Source organism: Pseudomonas sp. UBA6315, from assembly GCF_002438125.1.
Lineage (GTDB): Bacteria > Pseudomonadota > Gammaproteobacteria > Pseudomonadales > Pseudomonadaceae > Aquipseudomonas > Aquipseudomonas faucium.
Genome location: NZ_DJTF01000030.1, coordinates 15,515 through 33,639, shown reverse-complemented (window position 1 = coordinate 33,639; position 18,125 = coordinate 15,515). Strand labels below are relative to the sequence as shown.

At 63.3% G+C, this 18,125-nt stretch carries 17 protein-coding genes, 1 tRNA gene and 1 pseudogene; 7 read left to right on the top strand and 12 right to left on the bottom strand.

Annotated elements, in window-relative coordinates; all coding sequences use genetic code 11:
• From pgsA to B3E94_RS03535, 3 genes are all read left to right on the top strand, one after another.
• A partial coding sequence (gene pgsA / locus B3E94_RS03545) for a CDP-diacylglycerol--glycerol-3-phosphate 3-phosphatidyltransferase (RefSeq protein ID WP_286912345.1) occupies positions 1–455 on the top strand: 455 nt, incomplete at its 5' end.
• Between the two features lie 63 nt (positions 456–518).
• Positions 519–594 (top strand) — tRNA-Gly (locus B3E94_RS03540).
• Positions 595–820: 226 nt separating this feature from the next.
• Positions 821–2,764, top strand: coding sequence for a tyrosine-type recombinase/integrase (locus tag B3E94_RS03535; protein WP_012614046.1), 1,944 nt, complete (start codon positions 821–823; stop codon positions 2,762–2,764).
• 66 nt (positions 2,765–2,830) lie between these two features.
• Here the strand turns inward: B3E94_RS03535 and B3E94_RS03530 are convergent, their stop codons facing one another.
• Positions 2,831–3,472, bottom strand: a complete 642-nt coding sequence (locus B3E94_RS03530) for a substrate-binding domain-containing protein (RefSeq protein WP_012614047.1) — start codon at positions 3,470–3,472, stop codon at positions 2,831–2,833.
• A gap of 104 nt (positions 3,473–3,576) precedes the next feature.
• Between B3E94_RS03530 and B3E94_RS03525 the strand changes: the two genes are divergently transcribed.
• On the top strand, positions 3,577–3,870 hold the full coding sequence (locus B3E94_RS03525) for a helix-turn-helix domain-containing protein (RefSeq protein WP_024082527.1): 294 nt from the start codon (positions 3,577–3,579) through the stop codon (positions 3,868–3,870).
• A 26-nt stretch (positions 3,871–3,896) separates the two neighbouring features.
• On the opposite strand, the gene B3E94_RS03520 is transcribed toward B3E94_RS03525, so the two are convergent.
• Together B3E94_RS03520 and B3E94_RS03515 are read right to left on the bottom strand one after the other, a co-directional pair.
• Complete coding sequence (locus tag B3E94_RS03520) at positions 3,897–4,790, bottom strand: LysR family transcriptional regulator (RefSeq protein ID WP_012614048.1); 894 nt, start codon at positions 4,788–4,790, stop codon at positions 3,897–3,899.
• Between the two features lie 320 nt (positions 4,791–5,110).
• Positions 5,111–5,680, bottom strand: a pseudogene (locus B3E94_RS03515) (4-hydroxyphenylpyruvate dioxygenase family protein); the annotation flags it as partial.
• 25 nt (positions 5,681–5,705) lie between these two features.
• Between B3E94_RS03515 and B3E94_RS03510 the strand changes: the two are divergent.
• Both B3E94_RS03510 and B3E94_RS03505 read left to right on the top strand, forming a co-directional pair.
• Positions 5,706–5,924: an Lrp/AsnC ligand binding domain-containing protein gene (locus B3E94_RS03510; RefSeq protein WP_017511446.1), complete on the top strand. Its 219-nt coding sequence runs from the start codon at positions 5,706–5,708 to the stop codon at positions 5,922–5,924.
• Between the two features lie 100 nt (positions 5,925–6,024).
• Positions 6,025–6,219 (top strand): heavy-metal-associated domain-containing protein, encoded by a 195-nt coding sequence (locus B3E94_RS03505; RefSeq protein WP_012614049.1) that lies wholly within the window; start codon positions 6,025–6,027, stop codon positions 6,217–6,219.
• Positions 6,220–6,293: 74 nt separating this feature from the next.
• Here the strand turns inward: B3E94_RS03505 and B3E94_RS03500 are convergent, their stop codons facing one another.
• The 4 genes from B3E94_RS03500 to B3E94_RS03485 all read right to left on the bottom strand — a co-directional run bounded on the left by B3E94_RS03500 (position 6,294) and on the right by B3E94_RS03485 (position 10,614).
• Entirely contained in the window at positions 6,294–7,046 is a 753-nt protein-coding gene (locus B3E94_RS03500) for a glutaredoxin (RefSeq protein WP_286912344.1), read from the bottom strand.
• Positions 7,047–7,269: 223 nt separating this feature from the next.
• The gene (fdx, locus tag B3E94_RS03495) at positions 7,270–7,608 is read right to left on the bottom strand and encodes an ISC system 2Fe-2S type ferredoxin (RefSeq protein WP_003821165.1); all 339 of its coding nucleotides are present in this window, start codon (positions 7,606–7,608) and stop codon (positions 7,270–7,272) included.
• 15 nt (positions 7,609–7,623) lie between these two features.
• On the bottom strand, positions 7,624–8,103 hold the full coding sequence (gene cueR, locus B3E94_RS03490) for a Cu(I)-responsive transcriptional regulator (RefSeq protein ID WP_003821164.1): 480 nt from the start codon (positions 8,101–8,103) through the stop codon (positions 7,624–7,626).
• Between the two features lie 15 nt (positions 8,104–8,118).
• Positions 8,119–10,614 carry a heavy metal translocating P-type ATPase gene (locus B3E94_RS03485; protein WP_033471058.1) on the bottom strand — a complete coding sequence of 832 codons (2,496 nt, stop codon included), beginning with the start codon at positions 10,612–10,614 and terminating at the stop codon, positions 8,119–8,121.
• A 235-nt stretch (positions 10,615–10,849) separates the two neighbouring features.
• Here B3E94_RS03485 and B3E94_RS03480 point away from each other — a divergent pair, with 235 nt between their 5' ends.
• Complete coding sequence (locus B3E94_RS03480) at positions 10,850–11,206, top strand: ArsR/SmtB family transcription factor (RefSeq protein WP_003821162.1); 357 nt, start codon at positions 10,850–10,852, stop codon at positions 11,204–11,206.
• Between the two features lie 109 nt (positions 11,207–11,315).
• Here B3E94_RS03480 and lpdA read toward each other — a convergent pair whose 3' ends face one another.
• The 5 genes from lpdA to B3E94_RS03455 all read right to left on the bottom strand — a co-directional run bounded on the left by lpdA (position 11,316) and on the right by B3E94_RS03455 (position 18,124).
• Positions 11,316–12,743 carry a dihydrolipoyl dehydrogenase gene (gene lpdA / locus B3E94_RS03475; RefSeq protein ID WP_003821161.1) on the bottom strand — a complete coding sequence of 476 codons (1,428 nt, stop codon included), beginning with the start codon at positions 12,741–12,743 and terminating at the stop codon, positions 11,316–11,318.
• A 105-nt stretch (positions 12,744–12,848) separates the two neighbouring features.
• On the bottom strand, positions 12,849–13,247 hold the full coding sequence (locus B3E94_RS03470; RefSeq protein ID WP_015912828.1) for a hypothetical protein: 399 nt from the start codon (positions 13,245–13,247) through the stop codon (positions 12,849–12,851).
• Positions 13,248–13,300: 53 nt separating this feature from the next.
• The gene (locus tag B3E94_RS03465; protein ID WP_039016762.1) at positions 13,301–16,447 is read right to left on the bottom strand and encodes an efflux RND transporter permease subunit; all 3,147 of its coding nucleotides are present in this window, start codon (positions 16,445–16,447) and stop codon (positions 13,301–13,303) included.
• A gap of 13 nt (positions 16,448–16,460) precedes the next feature.
• Positions 16,461–17,576, bottom strand: coding sequence for an efflux RND transporter periplasmic adaptor subunit (locus tag B3E94_RS03460; RefSeq protein ID WP_003821159.1), 1,116 nt, complete (start codon positions 17,574–17,576; stop codon positions 16,461–16,463).
• Complete coding sequence (locus tag B3E94_RS03455) at positions 17,573–18,124, bottom strand: hypothetical protein (protein ID WP_039016763.1); 552 nt, start codon at positions 18,122–18,124, stop codon at positions 17,573–17,575. The genes B3E94_RS03460 and B3E94_RS03455 overlap by 4 nt, the downstream gene beginning before the upstream one ends.
• Position 18,125: the final 1 nt, after the last annotated feature.

Here is an 18,125-nt window from a genome sequence, read left to right as displayed (position 1 = left end):
TGTTCGCCATCGCCGCCGCCACCGACTGGCTGGACGGCTACCTGGCGCGCCGCCTGCAGCAGAGCACGCCGTTCGGCGCCTTCCTCGACCCGGTGGCCGACAAGCTGATGGTGGCCGTGGCCCTGGTGCTGCTGGTGCAGGTACACGCCAACTTCTGGCTGACCCTGCCGGCGGCAGTGATCATCGGCCGCGAAATCGTGGTGTCGGCCCTGCGCGAGTGGATGGCCGAGCTGGGGGCGAGGGCACACGTGGCCGTGTCCAACCTGGGCAAGTGGAAGACCGCGGCGCAGATGCTGGCGCTGGTGATTCTGCTGGCCAACCCGCCGATCGTGAGCTTCTGGGTGGTGCTGGGCTACGGCTTGCTGCTGGTGGCCGCGGCGCTGACCCTGTGGTCGATGGTGCACTATCTGCTGGCCGCCTGGCCGCACCTGCGCGAAGGTTCGGAGCAGAAATAAAACTTTTTTGAATCAAGGGGTTGACGCCATTTTAGATATCGGTAGAATGGCGCCCATCACGACGCGGGAATAGCTCAGTTGGTAGAGCACGACCTTGCCAAGGTCGGGGTCGCGAGTTCGAGTCTCGTTTCCCGCTCCAGATAGTGATCTACAGACTTCTACTGACGTCTGTAAGTCGTTGAAAAGAGGGGCTTTGGCCCCTTTTTTCATTCCAGCGAGCGCCACGGAAATCCACCCACAGCTACCGTTTTTGAGTGACCAATTGAGGCACAAGAATACGGTTGGGACGGCTACCGGATAGTTGCTGGGGCTGAGCGGGAACCATGACGAGCATTAGGCCTAAGTCATAACTTAGGAGCCTCGAAATGGCACTCTCTGATCTGACAGTCCGGCAGGCAAGAACCACCGGCAAGCGCTACACCCTCTCCGATAACGACTGCCTGGGCCTGATGGTCTCTGCCGCAGGCGGCAAGTCGTGGATCTTCCGATACTACTGGCTGGGCAAGCAAAAGCGCATGTCCCTGGGTGGCTATCCCGCCCTCAGTCTGCGCGAGGCCCGCGCCGAGCGGGACAAGGCTCAGGTTCTGCTCGCCAAGGGCATTGATCCCCAAATCGAACGCGACCAGCGCCGGCACGCGGCCAAGCTGGCGGGCGAATACACCTTCAAGAACGTCTTCGATGCTTGGGTCGAGCATCGCCGCAAGGAACTCAAGGAAGGCCGTCAGAGCACGCTTTCGCAGATCCTGCGCATCTTCAACAAGGACGTGCTGCCTACCCTGGGGAAGATGTCGATCTACGACATTCGACGGCCCCAGCTCGTGGGCGTCGTGGCGGCGATCGAGAAACGCAAGGCGTTCACCACCGCCGAGAAGGTCCGCACCTGGTTCAACCAGATGTTCCGCTATGCCCTGGTCATCGCCGAAGGGCTGGAAGTCAATCCGGCCGCGGACCTGGACGTGGTGGCCGAGCCCAAGCCCCCGGTGGCCCACAACCCCTATCTGCACCTGCCCGAGCTGCCCGAGTTCCTTCAGAAGCTCCGGCGCTACAACCCCCGGGGCTGGCAGACCCAGCTTGGCGTCCGGCTGCTGTTCCTGACGGGGGTGCGCACGGGCGAGTTGCGCCTGGCCGAGCCTGAGCAATTCGACCTCGACCGCGGCTTGTGGATCATCCCGCCGCAGGTCGTCAAGCAACTCCAGGACGAAATGCGCAAGGCCGGCAAGCGGCCGCAGGACGTGCCGCCCTACATCGTGCCCCTGTCCCTGCAGGCCATCGAGATCGTGCGCTATCTCCTGGGCGTGATGCGTCCAGCGCAGAAGTACCTGCTGTCGCATCGCAGCGAACTCAAGAAGCGCATCAGCGAGAACACCCTCAACAAGGCCGTGCAGCTCATGGGCTACGAGGGGCGCCTGACCGGCCACGGCATCCGCGGCACCATCTCGACCGCGCTCAACGAGATCGGATACCCGAAGATTTGGGTGGACGCTCAGCTTTCGCACTCCGACCCCAACAAGGTGAGTTCGGCCTACAACCACGCCAAGTACGTGGAGCCTCGGCGTCGCATGATGCAGGACTGGGCAGACCGTCTTGACCTGCTCGAACAGGGTGAAGTCGAAGCCGCGAGCGCGCATCTGACCATCCGTATCGACGGGGTGCCGGCAATGGCGGAAGTGGAGGAAGTGGTGGGCGCGGTCTCCACGACTGCTGAGCCTGTTGTCCCCGGCGTGCCGCCCGTGGTGGCCACGCCTATCGTCGTGACCCCCAACAGCGGCGGAATCATGTTCCAGCGGCTGTCGCAGGTGCCGCCGCCTCCGGTGCATGCCCCGGAGCCGGAAGTCTCCGCGATCCAGCGCGAGCGCGAGGAAATGCTGGCCATCTACGAGTCGCCGAACAATCTGCCGGTCCCGCTGTTCGGCAAGCTGGCCGGGAAGTCCAAGGACCAGATCAACCGCGAGCTGAAGGCGGGCAAGCTGCTGTCGATCAGCCTGGGCAACCGGGGGCAGCGGGTTCCCGACTGGCAACTGGTGCCGCTCAAGCACAAGCTGGCCCAAGTGCTCATGAACCAATGCCCGCACGCCGATTCGTGGGACCTGTACCGCATGCTGACCCAGCCTCACCCCGACCTGGGTGATCGTGCGGCCATTGATGCGGTCACGCCAACGAACGTGCCCGCAATCATCCGGGTTCTCATGGGCGACTACCAGCACCATGCGGATGTGCCCGAGGCCGTTGCCCCGCGGCCCATCCCCGAGGACGTGCGGCAGAGCGTCCGCCGACTGGTGGACAGCGCAGCGGTGCTTGAAGGGGTCTAGTCCGGTCTAGTCCCATGCTGCAACCTATGGCCGGGATGAGACGGCTCCGGCCTATAGGAGTGCCTGCTACAGGGCGCCTGCCTCGGCGATCTGCAGCGCCCTGCGCTCGAAACGCTTGGCAGCAGAATCTGCTTGCGCGTGGGGCCGTTGGAGGTACGTCACGATCTCATAGGGGCCATCGGCGAGCGGTCGCATGCTTACCCCCCATTGATGGGCACGCTCGATGCGCGATTGCGCGCATACGCCGATGCCGTAGCCGGCTGAAACCCACAGCGCCATCATCTCGAATGAAGTTGCAGGCAGGATGTTCTCTTGGTCCACTGGCATCAGGGAGGCCAACCTCTCGTCCAGCAAGGGACAAGCCTCCGCCTGCCAGCGATAGATTGGATAGTCCTGAAGATCGGAGATGGTGAGCTTCGCCTGATCAACCAAACGGAACCGCGGTGGTATCGCGACGGCCATGCTTTCGCACCACAGCCTCCGGCTACTCGTCAGGTGATCCCCCGCACTGCTAAGAGATAGCCCCGCGTCGTAGCGGCCCTCATGCAGGCCCGTTACCAGCTCTTGATCCGAAACTTCACGCACGGCGATCGCGACACCCGGCTCGTGCGCTCGCTGCAGTGCAAGCAGCGCCGACAGCCGTGAAGACGGCACACCTGGCGCTATGGCGAGTGTGAAATTCGGGGACGGTCTGATGGCGTTGTGCATGGATGCCCCCAAGAGGCAACGGGATCGAAAAGAGCAGCCGACATCATACTCAAGAGATATCTTTAACGTGGTTAAAGATCAGTGATTCCATGACGCTTCTGCGAATGCAGAAGCGCACTATTCGGCCTGGACGGCCCGCCGGAGTAACCACCTATGAGTCCGCACCGGCGTTGGCGTTCGGGCAAGCGGTGCGAGCCGCTCGCCTGGCTCAGGGGATTGCTCAGGATGAGTTCGCGGGCTTGGCGGGGATCGCGCGCTCGCACATGGGCAAGATTGAGCGCGGCGAGCACATGCCGACACTCGCTCTCATTCTAAAAATTTCCCTGGCTCTCAAGATCAGCTCGGCCGAACTGATGACGGCCACGGAGCGCAACCTCTACCTTCAGGGCGATGCGTGACGCCGGATGTGGCGCAGGCGTCGTAGCTAATCGCTCTTTGGCGAACGCAAACGCTCGATGAAGCGCTCTACGGGTGCGGATAGTCCGCTACCGCCTTCGGGCCGAAGCAGGTAGGTGATGATGACGGCCGAATCGAGCGCCAACGGCCGGATCACCACGTCGGGACGTTGACACGCCGCGATTCGGGTCGCCGTTGCGAAGCCGATGCCGTAACCAGCTCCGACCAATGTGAGCATCATGTCCAGCGACGAGACATGCTCAACGATGGTGGACTCGCGCTCCAGGGGATGTAGCAGCCGGGTCAATTCGCGGCAGTAGCCCTCGCAAAGCTGCGGATCGCACATCACCAGCGGGTAACTCACGAGTTCACGTAGCGACACTTCCTTGTGGGCCAGCAACGGGTGCCGGATCGGCACGGTCACCACCAGCGGGTCCTGCCAGATGGGCTCCGTCACCAGTCCGTCGCCGACGTCCGCGGTGTGTGCGAAACCGATCGCGAAGTCGCCGGATCGCAGTCCCCGCAACTGTTCCGCCAGGGTGACCTCGGAGAGCCGTATTTCGATCTCCGGCTCCTCCTGGCGGCACAGGGCAAGAAGTGCAGACAGCCGCGGGTCGATGGCGCCATCGGAGATGGCGATGCGCACGCTGCCTCTTAGGCCTGCGGCGATCGCCCTGACGTTTTCTCGTGCCTGCTCCAGGTTGGTGAACAGCCTGCGAATGTCCTGAAGGAAGGTGGTGCCCGCTGGCGTCAACCGCGTTCCCCGCCGATCGCGGTCAAAGAGCAGCACCCCCAGTTCGTCTTCCAATTCCTTGATCGTGCGGGACAGCGGCGGCTGCTCGATGTGCAAGCGCTCCGCAGCACGGGTGAAATGCAGCTCTTCGGCGAGAGCCACGAAGCAGCGCAAATGACGAAGTTCCATGGGCACGTCCTTCAGCAATCCTGGTCATTGGGTTGGCCACGGCGCATTGCTGCCGAAGTGCGCTTAGAGGGGGCGACGTAGTGCTGGGTCCCTCTTCAGGGCGAGGAAAAAGGCCATCGGTGTATCTGAATAAGAATACATATGTTCATGTATTAACTCAAGTCAAGGGCGGTAGCAACTGTTTCGGAACGTGACGCCGAAGCCAACCCGCTCAATGCTTGAGCGGCTAAGGCAGTACTGACGCCAAAGTAGCGCGAGCCCACAGAGGGGCTCGCGAGATGTAGGACTGAAGGCGCTCTGCCTTCATGGAAAGGCCCAAATCAGGCCGGGTTGATTTCCAACGAGCCACGGTTGATCTGGTCGCGTTCCATCGACTCGAACAAGGCACCGAAGTTTCCTTCGCCGAAGCCCTCGCGGTAGTTGCCCTTGCGCTCGATGAACTCGAAGAACACCGGGCCAAGCAGCGGCTCGGAGAATATCTGCAGCAGCAGGCGGGGCTGGCCGCCTTCGGTCGTGCCGTCGAGCAGAATGCCGCGCGCCTGCAACTCGGGTACGGGCTGGCCATGGCCGGGCAGGCGCTTTTCCAAGTTTGCGTAATAGATGTCGTTGGGGGCGGTCAGCAGCGGGATACCGGCCATCTGCACGCGGTCGAGCGCATCGAGTAGGTTGTCGCACAGCAGGGCGATGTGCTGGATGCCCTCGCCGCTGAACTGCATCAAGAATTCCTCAATCTGGCCGCCGCCCTGGCGTGCTTCCTCGTTCAGCGGGATGCGGATCAGGCCGTCCGGCGCGCTCATCGCCTTGGAGGCTAGGCCGGTGTACTCGCCGTTGATGTCGAAGTAGCGGATCTCTTGGAAGTTGAAGAACTTCGTGTAGAAGTCGGCCCAGTACTCCGACTCGCACAAGCGCAATCCCATGGACGTGTTCCGCGCGTCTGTCCAGAACTGGCCAGAGGTTGTGGAGTGCCATGCGCTGACCGGCGACATGGACTATCTGCTGCGGGTGGTCGTCATGGACATGGCTCACTACTCCCGCTTCGTGCTCGACACGCTGCTCAAGCACCCCAGCGTGCAGGACTGCAAGACCAGCTTCGTGCTGGATCGCGTAAAGAGCACCACGGCCTTGCCCCTATGAGCATTCGGCCGGTTGGTGTGGCGGGGATGCAAATAGCGATTGACCTTCCAACGGTGGCAAGGAGCACACTTCAAACACCCCAACCCGAAAGGAGTTTTCCATGCAATTCCATCTCGAAGACATGACCTGCGGCGGCTGCGCCCGCACTGTGACGAAAACGATCCAAATGATCGACCCCAACGCCAAGATCGTCACGGACCCGCCGACCCGCCGTGTCGAGGTCCAGACCTCGGCCTCGCAAGAGCAGATCGCCGCGGCCCTGAGCGAAGCTGGCTTCCCGCCGCGCGCGCAGTAACACCGCATCGTGGCCGGCATGCACACAGGACGGCCGATGCGAGCACGTGCGCTGCGCCGTACCTGGCGCGGCGCTCAGTGCATCCCAAGGTAGGCCGACCTTGGCCACAGGGCCATCGCCACCATCATCAGGTTCTCGGTCAGGGACACGAAGCCCAGCGGCACGTTGCTGTCCCCGCCCACGCAGGCGCACTTGAGTTCCCGGCGATCGACATAGACCGCCTTGAAAACCGACACGGCCCCGACGGTCCCGATGAACAGCGCCAACGGAATCGACACCCACATCCCCACGCCCGCGACCATCAGGACGCCTGCGATGGCCTCCGCGAACGGGTAGAAATAGGCATACCGAACCCAGCGCTTGGCCAGCAGGTCGTAGTTGAGGAACATCGTCGCGAAGCCGTCCACGTCCTTGAGCTTCTGCAGCGCCAGGAGACACATGGCAAAGGCCACGAGCCACTCTGCCGCCTGAATGCTCCAGAGCTGGCCGAAGGCCGCCCAGCTCGCCGCCAGCGCCATCGCGGCCGCCATGGCGAACAGCGCGATCACAGGGGTGTAGGTCACGGCGTTCTTGTCCTTCACGGACATGCCGAAGAATTTGCGTAGGTCGTCGTAGCCGCCCACGCGCCGCCCGTTTATGAAGACCTGGGGCGTGGTCTCGACGCCATGCTCCTTCTTGAACGCATCCGTCTGCTCGCGGCTCGCCAAGTGTTTGTCCTCGACCTCGTAGCCCTTGCGTTTGAGCAGATCGAGCGACTTCAGCCCGTAGGGGCAGGTATGGCCGGGCATGACCATTCGGTAGAGCGTGGCTAGCTTGGGCGCAGACATGCAGGACTTCTCCTGTGTGACTTTCCATGGGCCGGCCGTCACGGATTTAAGGACGTTGATGACCTTTCCAGCCTAACCGACGACCGTGCAAAGGGAGTGTAGACACCTGGCTCGCGGGTTGGTCTGGCCCACGGGTTGGTTATCTGGCTGCAATGCCGTCAGTCCTCCATCTGCCAGAGCAACCCTGCCGCAGGCCGGTGCGCCTGAGGCAGCACGCAGGCTCCTAGTGGTTCTCCTTGGCATGGTTGATCGTGTACTTGGGGATCTCGACGGTCAGGTCTTCGGTCGCAACGATGGCCTGGCAGCTCAGCCGCGACTGCGCCTCCAGTCCCCAGGCCCGGTCGAGCAGATCATCCTCGCACTCCTCGACTTCGTTTAGAGAATTAAACCCCTTGCGCACGATGCAGTGACAGGTCGTGCAGGCACAGCTCATGTCGCAGGCATGCTCGATCTCGATGCCGTTGTCCAGCAGGGCCTCGCAGATCGAAGTGCCTGCTGGCACGTTCAGTTCGGCTCCCTCGGGAGCCAGTTCAGGATGGGGCAAGACTGTGATTTTGGGCATATCTCTCCTGGCTGCTCAGTGCGCACGCGGCTTTTTTCCTGCTGCGTTGGCTCGCGCGCGGCGCGGCACTGCGCCAGTGCGCGCTTCGGGCTTGTTGTCACTGGTATCGGGCTGCTCCAGCGTGTGCAGGATCGGGCAGTCGGGCCGTTCGTCGCCGGCGCAACACCGGATCAGCGCCTTGAGCGTCGCGGCCATCTCCAGCATGCTCTCGATGCGCCGGTCCAACTCGTCGATGTGTTGCTGGGCCAGACGCTTTACATCAGCACTCTGGCGCGACTTGTCATTCCACAGTCCCAGCAAGTCCGTGATCTCGGCTACCGAGAAGCCGAGGTCGCGCGAACGCCGGATGAAATGCAACCGGTGAACGTCGTCCTGGGTATAGGCGCGGTAGCCCGAATCGGTGCGGTCAGCCGGAGGGATCAGACCGATTTGCTCGTAGTAGCGGATCATTTTGGCCGAGACCTTCGAGGCCTTGGATGCTTCACCGATGTTCATGGTGTTCCTCCTTTCTCAATGAGCGGTATCCGCCGCCAGCGGCGGCTGGAAGCGGCGCAGGCGCAGCGCGTTTCCGAGCACGAACACGCTGGACAGCGCCATCGCGCCAGCCGCGAAGATCGGCGACAACAGCACACCGTATGCGGGGTACAGGACGCCAGCGGCCACCGGGATCAGGGCCGTGTTGTAGCCAAACGCCCAGAACAGGTTCTGGCGGATGTTGCCGATGGTCGCCTTGGACAGCGCGATGGCGTTGGGCACGCCCTGCAGGTTGCCCGACATCAGCACTACGTCGGCCGACTCCACCGCCACGTCGGTGCCGGTGCCGATGGCCAGGCCCACGTCGGCCTCGGCCAGCGCCGGGGCGTCGTTGATGCCGTCGCCCACGTAGGCGATCTGGCCGTGGCTGGCTTTCAGCCGGCGCACGGCTTCGACCTTGCCCTCGGGCAGCACTTCGGCCACCACCTCGTCGATGCCCAGTTGCTTGGCGATGGCCTGCGCGGTACGCGCGTTGTCGCCGGTGATCATCGCCACCTTCAGGCCGAGCTGGTGCAGCGCGGCAATGGCCGCGGGCGTGCTGGACTTGATCGGATCGGCCACCGCGATGATGGCGGCCAGCCGGCCGTCGATCGAGGCGTACAGCGGCGACTTGCCCTCGTTGCCTAGGCGCTCGGCCGTGCGAGCGAAGCCGCCCACGTCCAACCCCAGCTCACGCATGAAGCGATCGGCACCGACCTCGACACGCGCGCCGTCCACGGTGGCGCGCACGCCCATGCCCGTGACCGAATCGAAGTCTGTCATCGTCGGCAGCGCGATGCCACCTTCCACGGCCGACTCGACGATGGCGCGTGCGATCGGATGCTCCGAGCGCGATTCCACGGCGGCGACCTTCGCCAGCACCTGGTTGCGGTCAAAGCCGTCGGCAATCTCCAGGTCGGTCAGGACCGGGCGGCCCTCGGTCAGCGTGCCGGTCTTGTCCACGGCCACCACCTTGGCGTCCTTGAGCAGTTGCAGGGCTTCACCCTTGCGGAACAGCACGCCCATCTCAGCGCCCCGGCCCGTGCCGACCATGATGGAGGTCGGCGTCGCCAGACCCATGGCGCACGGGCAGGCAATGATCAGCACCGCCACGGCATTGACCAGCGCGAAGGACAGCGCGGGCGACGGGCCGAACACCAGCCAGACCAGGAAGGTCAGCACGGCGGCCAGCATGACGGCGGGCACGAACCACAGCGTCACCTTGTCCACCACGGCCTGGATCGGCAGCTTGGAACCTTGCGCCTGCTCGACCATGCGGATGATCTGCGCCAGCATGGTCTGACCGCCCACGGCGGTGGCACGCAGCGTCAGCGCACCCTTCTGGTTGACGGTGCCGCCGACCACGGTGCTGCCTTCCGCCTTTTCGACGGGAATCGGCTCGCCGGTGATCATCGACTCGTCCACGAAGCTGCGGCCCTCGGTCACTTCACCATCGACCGGCACGCGCTCGCCGGGGCGCACTTCCACGATGTCGCCCTGCGCCACGTCGTTGATCGGGATGTCCACGATGCGGCCGTCGCGCAGCACGTGCGCCTCCTTGGCCTGTAGGCCGACCAGGCGCTTGATGGCCTCGGAGGTGCGGCCCTTGGCCCGTGCCTCAAGAAAGCGGCCCAGCAGGATCAGCGCCACGATGACGGCGGCCGCCTCGTAGTACACGTTCACCGTGCCGGCCGGCAGCAGACTGGGCGCGAACGTGGCGACCATCGAATAGCCGAAGGCCGCGGCCGTGCCGACCGCGACCAGCGAGTTCATGTCGGGACCCAGGCGGAACAGCGCCGGGAAGCCCTTCTCGTAGAAGCGCCAGCCCGGAATGGCGAGCACCAGCAGGGTCAGCACGAACTGCAGATACCAGCTCTGCTGGATGCCGATGGTGGAAGCCACCCACTCGTGCATGCCGGGAATCATGTGCGAGCCCATTTCGAGCACGAACACAGGCAGCGCCAGCACGGCGGCCAGGGTCAGGTCGCGCTTGAGTTCGGCGCGCTCGGCGTCCTTTTTCTCGGCAGCTTCCTCGTCGGCCTGCATGCTGGTATCGACAGGGCTGGCCTCGTAGCCGACCTTATCGACAGCCGCGATTAGATCCTGCACGGATGCCACACCACGCACGGTAGCGCGCTCGGTCGCCAGATTGACCACAGCCTCAGTGACGCCCGGCACCGCCTTGAGCGCCTTCTCGACGCGGCCCACGCACGAAGCGCAGGTCATGCCTCCGATCGCCAGCTCGATGGTGCCCTGAGGCACGTCGTACCCTACCTTCTCGATCGCCTGGATCAGCGCCATGCGATCGACAGCACGGTTCAGGCGAATGTCCGCTCGCTCGGTGGCGAGATTGACAGACACGCTTGCCACGCCCTCGACCTTGGCAAGGGCGGCCTCGACTCGGCCGACGCAGCTTGCGCAGGTCATGCCCTCGATGGGCAGGCTGATTGCCGCTGCTTGGCCGCCAGCACTACTCGTTGTTGCCATGCTCATGGTGTGCTTCCCATAGTTGAAATTCGACATGGAGGGAGCTTAGGGTTTACCATCGTGGGAAGGTCAAGCGCTTTTTCGGATGCTGTCAGGTTTCAGAAATGACCCGGTGCACGGGGAGCGGAGGCCTTGCCTGCCAGGCTCGCACTGGTTCTTTGCTGCGCGCGCCTAAGCGGCTGCTGCCTTGTTAATTCTGAAGGGCGAAAACAGCCATTCGAGGTTAGGAAATATTTTAAAAATGAATACAAGTAAGCCATTCAGTACCCCACCGAAGGATCCCAGCGCCAATTTGGAATCGCTGTCACAGAATGACGTGACCATCTTGGCTGAGACATTCCGCCTCCTGGGTGACCCGTCCCGGCTGAGAATCATGCTGTGCTGCATGAAGGGCTCATCCTCGGTCGGGGATATCGCTGAAACCCTCGAACTCTCGCAGTCGCTGGTGAGCCACCACCTGCGGCTGCTGCGCGGTGCTCGCCTGGTCAAGGGCGTGCGCCAGGCCAAACAGATCTTCTATGAGGTGGCGGACAAGCACGTGAACCAGGTGCTGCTGGATATGGCCACCCACATCGCGGAAGACCACAACGACGAGTAACTGTTGGGCATAGCATGCCGTTGCAGCGTGGCCTACGTTCCATGGCGATATGCGCCCCACCGCCCGCAGCTGCGTTCGGTGAGGCGGTTTGGATGCCGCTTCCGATCAATCAGAAGTTGAGCGCGCGCTTGTCCACTGCCAGCGAGGCCTCTTTGAACGTCTCGGAGAGGGTCGGATGGGCAAAGCAGATGCGGGCGATGTCTTCGCTGCTGGCCTTGAACGCCATGGCGATCACGGCCTCGGCCACCAGTTCGCTGGCCTGCGGGCCGACTACATGCACGCCGAGTATCTCGTCCGTGGCAGAATCGGCGATCACCTTGACGAGGCCCGTCGTGTCGCCCAGTGCACGCGCGCGGCCATTGGCCATGAACGGGAAGGAACCGATTCGATAGGCGGTGCCCTGCTCTTTGAGCTGCTGCTCGGTGCGGCCTACCCAGGCAATCTCCGGGCTGGTGTAGATGACGTTGGGGATCGTGTTGAAATCGACGTGACCGTGCTGGCCGGCAATGCGCTCGGCCACTGCGACACCTTCCTCTTCCGCCTTGTGCGCCAACATCGGGCCACGCACCACGTCACCGATGGCCCAGATGCCGGGCACACTGGTGCGGCATGCATCGTCCACCACCACGGCGCCGCGCTCATCCAGTTGGAGTCCCACGGCGGCCGGATTCAGGCCTTCGGTGTTGGGCACACGGCCGATAGCCACGATCACTTTGTCTGCCTGCAAGGACTGCGTCTGGCCCTGGCTGTCGGTGTAGTGAATAGTCACGCCGGCCTCGGTTGCATTGACTTCGCGAACCTTCGCACCTAGTTCGATCTTCAGGGCTTGCTTGTCGAACGCCTTCTTCGCCTCCTTGGCGATGGCTTGGTCGACGATTGGCAGGAAGCTGGGCAAGCCTTCGAGGATCGTGACATCCGCCCCCAGGCGGCGCCAAACGGAGCCCAGCTCCAGGCCGATCACGCCGGCACCGATGACGGTCAACCGATTGGGCACGGCCGCGATGTTCAGCGCGCCGTCGTTGGAGAGCACGACCCGCTCATCGAACGGTAGGTTGGGGAGCGGCCGCACGTTGGAGCCTGTGGCAACGATGATCTGCTTGCCCACCAAGGTAACAGCCTCATCGGCGGCGACGCTCACCTCGAAGCCACCATCGACAGTCCTGGTGAAAGACGCCAGGCCGTTGAAGAACTGGACCTTGTTTTTGCGGAACAGATAAAGGATGCCTTCGTTGCTGGACTTCACCACCTGATTCTTACGTTCCAGCATCGTGGTCACATCCATGCGCAGATCACCCGTGGAGATGCCGTGCGTGCCAAAGTGGTGCTTGGCTTGTTCAAAGTTCTCTGACGACTGCAGTAGCGCTTTCGAAGGGATACAACCGATGTTGTTGCAGGTACCGCCAGGTGCTGGCTTTCCGTCCTTGTTCTTCCAGGCATCTACACAAGCGACCTTCATGCCTAATTGGGCAGCGCGAATGGCCGCGATGTATCCGCCAGGGCCGGCACCGATAACAATGACGTCGAAATGCATGTCCATGATTTACATCTCCAAAGTTTTTGAGGAAATAGTGAGCGCCTATGTCGCGCCTTTTGTCAGGTGGTCGCCAGATTACAGCTCGTTCCCTGACGATCACGTTGAACACTACGGAAGAACGAACCGGGCGCTCGCGGTATTGCCCCCACGTTCGACTTGGACAACGGCCTTCGTGCCCTTGGCTGCGGCGAAGGTCCCGCTGCCTTCGAGGCGGCTTCCGTCCGCGGCAGGCGTGAGTTGCACCTCCTGCTTTTGTGAGCCGGTCAACAGCGTGAGCTTGGCTTTGGTGTTGCTTACGTTGACCTGCTTGCCGTGGTCGCGCAGGTAGAGTTGCGCTGCTGCGGGCTGAACGACCAACTCGTAGTCCACGTCCCGGACTTCGGTCACGACGCCACCATGCAGCGGCTTGTGGTCATGCGCGTGGTCATGGTCGCCTGCGGCGAAGGCGGTGACGGATGCCAGGGCGAGGGCGGTGCCAGCCGTGAGGGAACGAAATCGAACAGACATGAAAGCTCCTATAGGGTTACGGTGGTTGAAATCGGGTGACAGAAGGCGTTGCATCAGAATGCCCCCGCGTCGCGGTCGTCCAGCAGGCGTTCGGCAGGCTTGCGGCCGAACAGCCAGAACATGGCGGGTGTAAGGAAGGTGTCCAGCAGCGTGGAGCTGACCAGCCCCGAGAAGATCACCACCGCGACGGGGTGCAGGATCTCAGTACCGGGTCGTGACGCCTCGAACAACAGCGGGGCCAGTGCGAAGGCCGTGACCAGCGCGGTCATCAGAACCGGGGAAAGCCGTTCGAGCGAGCCACGCACGATCATCTTCTGGTCGAAGTCCTCGCCCTCCATGCGCATGAGGTTGAGGTAGTGGCTCACCTTCAGGATGCCGTTGCGCACAGAAATACCCGCGAGCGTGATGAAGCCGACCAGAGCGGCCACGGACAACGGCTGGCCAGACAGCCACAGCCCCAGCACGGCGCCGACCAGGGCCAATGGAATGTTCACCATGATGAGCGCCGATAGGGCGACCGACTTGTAGCGCGTGTACAACACCACGAACATGAGCGTCAGGGAGACGATGGACAGCAGGCCCACCAGTCGCGAGGCTTCCTCTTGTGCCTGGAACTGGCCGCCCAGCGTGATGAAGTAGCCTTCGGGCAAGCGCACTTCTTGGACGACGCTGCGTATGTCGGCCACTACTTCGGACAGCGGCCGTCTCTGAGCGTTGGCCGACAAAACTATGCGCCGACGGCCATCGTCGCGGCTGACCTGGTTGGGGCCGTCGCTGTCTTCGATGGTGGCAAGGCGCGACAACGGGACCCGACCCATGGGCGTGTCGATGAGGATGCGGCTCAAGCCCTCAATCGACCGCGCCTGCTCGGGCAGGCGAACCACCAGCGCGAAGCGGCGGTTGCCCTCGATGACCTCGGTGATCTTTTCGCCTTCGACCAGGCTTTGTAGCGTGGACAGAATTTGCGGTGCGGCCACGCCGTAGCGTCCCGCCGCCGCATAATCCACGCGGATTTTGATCTGCGGCGCAAGGACCTGCTTTTCGATCTCCAGGTCAGCAAGCCCCGGAATTCCGGCCAGCTTGGCGCGCAGCAGATCCGCCTGCCCGCGCAGGACGTCCAGGTCCTCGCCGAACACCTTGATGGCGATCTGCGAGCGCACCCCCGACAACATGTGGTCGATGCGGTGCGAGATCGGCTGGCCAATGCCGATGGAGCCGGGCAAGTGAGCCAGACGCGAACGGATGTCGGCGGTGATCTCCTCCATGGAGCGCTTTAGCTCTGAGGCAGGCAGCAGACCCACGTCCAGTTCACTGACATGCACACCTTCGGCATGCTCGTCCAGCTCGGCCCGTCCGCTGCGCCGGCCCACGTGCTGCACCTCCGGCACCTGCGCGACCAGCAGCTCGGCTTGCTGGGCAAGCGCCGAAGATTCGGCCAGCGTCACACCGGGATTCAGGCGCAGGCCCACCAGCAACGTTCCTTCATTGAACGGGGGCAGGAACGTGGTCGGGAAGAATGGCACCGCGGCGACAGCCAGTGTGACAGCCACAGCGGCCATGCCAAGGGCGGCACGCGGCCGCTGCAAGACCCGCTGCAGGCCGCCCTGATAACGCGCCTTAAGCCAGGCTAGAATCCGAGTGTCGCCATGGTCCAGCGTCCTCATCTTGGGCAGCAGGTAGTACGACAGCACCGGAGTGACCGTCACAGAGACCAGCAGCGAGGCTAGCGTGGAGACGATGAAAGCGATGCCCAGCGGCACGAACAAGCGCCCTTCCATCCCCGGCAGCGCGAACAGGGGCAGGAACACCAGCACAATGATCATCGTGGCGTAGAGAATCGCCGAGCGAACCTCCATCGAGGCCCTGGCAACGATGACCAGGGGCGTCAGCCGGTTCTCAGGGTGGCGGGCGCGGTTCTCCTTGAGCCGCCGCATGATGTTCTCCACATCGACCACAGCATCGTCCACGAGACCGCCGATGGCGATCGCCAGCCCACCGAGCGTCATGGTGTTGATTGACAGGCCGAAATAGTGGAACACCAGCCCGGTCACGAAGATCGAGGCAGGAATCGCGGTCAACGCGATCACCAGGGGGCGCAAAGTGCCCAGGAAGAAGAACAGGATCACCGCCACGAAGACCGATGCGCCGATGAGCTTGCCTTGCAGCGTGCTGATGGACGCCTCGATGAAGTTGGCTTGTCGGAAGGTCACTTGCGGCTCGGCCATGCCAGCCGGCAGTGAGCCCTTCATGTCCGCTAACGCTGACTCGATCGAGCGGGTCAGTGCAATCGTATCGGCCGTGGGCTGCTTTTGGATGCCCAGGATCACGGCTGGCAGGCCCTCGAAGCCCGCATCGCCGCGCTTGATGGCTGGCGCAAACTGAACATCGGCGACCTGGTGGATCAGGATGGGTTGGCCCGCACGCACCGCGAGAGGCAGGTTACGCAGGTCGTCGAGTCGGGACGTGCGGCCCAGGTTGCGGATCAGGTACTCGCGGCCATTGATCTCCAGGAAGCCGCCGGAAGTGTTCGCGGAGAAGCCCTTGAGAGCCGCATCCAGGTCGGACGCAGTCACGCCCAGCTCTGACATTCGCGTGGTGTTGGGCTGGACCTGGAACTGACGGACCTCGCCTCCGATCGGGATGACTTGGGCAACGCCAGGTATGGCCATCAGCCGGGGGCGTAACACCCAGTCCGCGTACTCGCGCGTGTCCATGGCCGACAGCGGCGGGGCTGCGTTCTTCTGCCCTGAGGGCTTGGCACCGATGGGGATTGCAATCTGCATGATCTCGCCCATCACTGAGCTGATTGGCCCCATCGTGGGCGTCACGCCCGGGGCTAGCCCTTCCTCCATGGACGTCAGGCGTTCGGAGACCATCTGGCGCGCCCGGAAGATGTCTGTCTTCCAGTCAAATGTCACGTAGATGAAGGAAAGCCCGGCGCTGGAGACCGAGCGCACGCTTTCGACGCTGGGCAGGCCGTTCATGGCCGTTTCGAGCGGGAACGTGATGAGCTGCTCGACTTCTTCGGCAGCCATGCCGCCAGCCTCCGTCATGAGAGTGACGGTCGGCTTGTTGAGATCGGGAAAGACATCTACCGGCGTGCGCGTCAGGGTGAACGCGCCATACGCCATCAGCACCAGCGCCCCGATGATGACCAGGAGCCGGTTTCGTAAGCTATTTTCGAGAAGCCACTTGAACATGGAATGGTGCCCCTCAACGAACTTGATTGATCAGGGACGCGCCCTCGACAACCACGCGGTCGCCGTCCGCCAGGCCCGAAGTGACAGCGATGGATGCACCATCCAAAGGAGTGATGTTCACGACACGTGGCTCGAAGCGCTCGGCCTGGTCTTTGACCCAGACGATGTTCTGGTTGGCAGGGTTCTTCATCAGCGCACCGGAAGGCACGCGGTAGCCAGGTACCGTCGTCGCCTCTTGCACGAAGACCACCACCGGCATACCGACCGCCAAGCGCGAGAGGCTTTCGCTGGTGCCCTTGAACAGCATGGGCAGGGCCTGCTCGCGCAGGCTGCTGGCGGCCCCGACGAAGCTCAGCGGCACCTTCTGACCGCCTACTGCGAGTGCAGCACCGGCCAGGTTCTGTGCCATTGCCGGATCGTAGGCAAGCGCCTCGATGCGCAGTTGGGTCGGATCGACCACCTCAAACACCAGTTCGCGCGCATCCACGACCTGCCCGGCAACTGCGGGGCTGGATGCGATGACGCCGCTGACTGGGGCCTTTAGTACGTCCCTGCCGGCGAGGCCCCCGCTCAAGGCGCGGGCGCGTTCGGTCAGGCTGTTTACTTCGCTTTCGGCTGCTTCGATCTCCTTGCGGGGCACGGTCTCCGACAGCTCGCGCAGCCGGGCCAGGCGCTTCTGCGCGAGCGCTTGGCCCGCACGCAGCTCGGCAACCTGGGCCATCTGGCCTGAGCGCTCCAGCACACCGCTGGCCGGTTCGATGTAAGCCAGCACCTGGCCCTTGCGCACGGATTGGCCGATCTGCGGCAGACCATCCGGCCCGGGCACCAGCCGGCCCATTACCATTGCCTGGACCTTGCCGCCTGTCGTCGGGTCCATGATTACTTTGCCAGCCAGTTCATGGCTGCGGGCCAAGGGCTCCTGCTTGATCAGCTGGGTGCGTACACCGATCTGACGTTGTGACGGTTTCGGAAGAAACACGCTGCCATCAGGCTGGCGCTGGGGGCCATTGGAAGACGCAGCCGGCGCTTCGTCGCCGTGGTCGTGACCGTCGTGAGCGAACGCGGGAGCAGCCAGAGCCAATGCAGCCGCCATGGCCGTCGTCATTAGGAAACGGAAGTTGCGCTTCATGCTGCACCTCGCAGTGCACCGTTGGTGCGTGTACGTCTGCGCAGCGCCCACGCTAGGACACCGACGCCGAGGACTGCGGCACCGCCACCTAGTACGAGCACACGGCCGGATGCGACGGCATGCTCGTGTTCGGCGTCTTCGCTATGAACATCGAGAACGCCAGTCAACAGGTCCGATTGGCTCTGCGCAGTAACAGTGGCCATGATTGAGGTCTCGCCATCGGATAGCGGCTCAGTCAGATCGGCCTCGAACTCTCCAACCCCGTGTGGGCTGACCTTTACCTGTCGACCACCCAGCTCGAGGGTCAGCTCGCCATTGGTCACCGGCCGGTTGTCGGCAGCATGGTCGAGGTAGAGTGTGAGACGCTGGCCGTTCAGCACACCCACCAGTTCGAAGTCATCGGAAACTGCGGCAAAGCGCGGAAGCGCGGCCGCTGCGGGGGCAGGAGCGGCTTCGCCATGGTCATGGCCGTCGCCGGCCCACGTTGCGCTGGTGCCAAGCAGGAGGCTGGACAAGGCAGCAGCACGCCAGAAAGAGGATTGCGACATT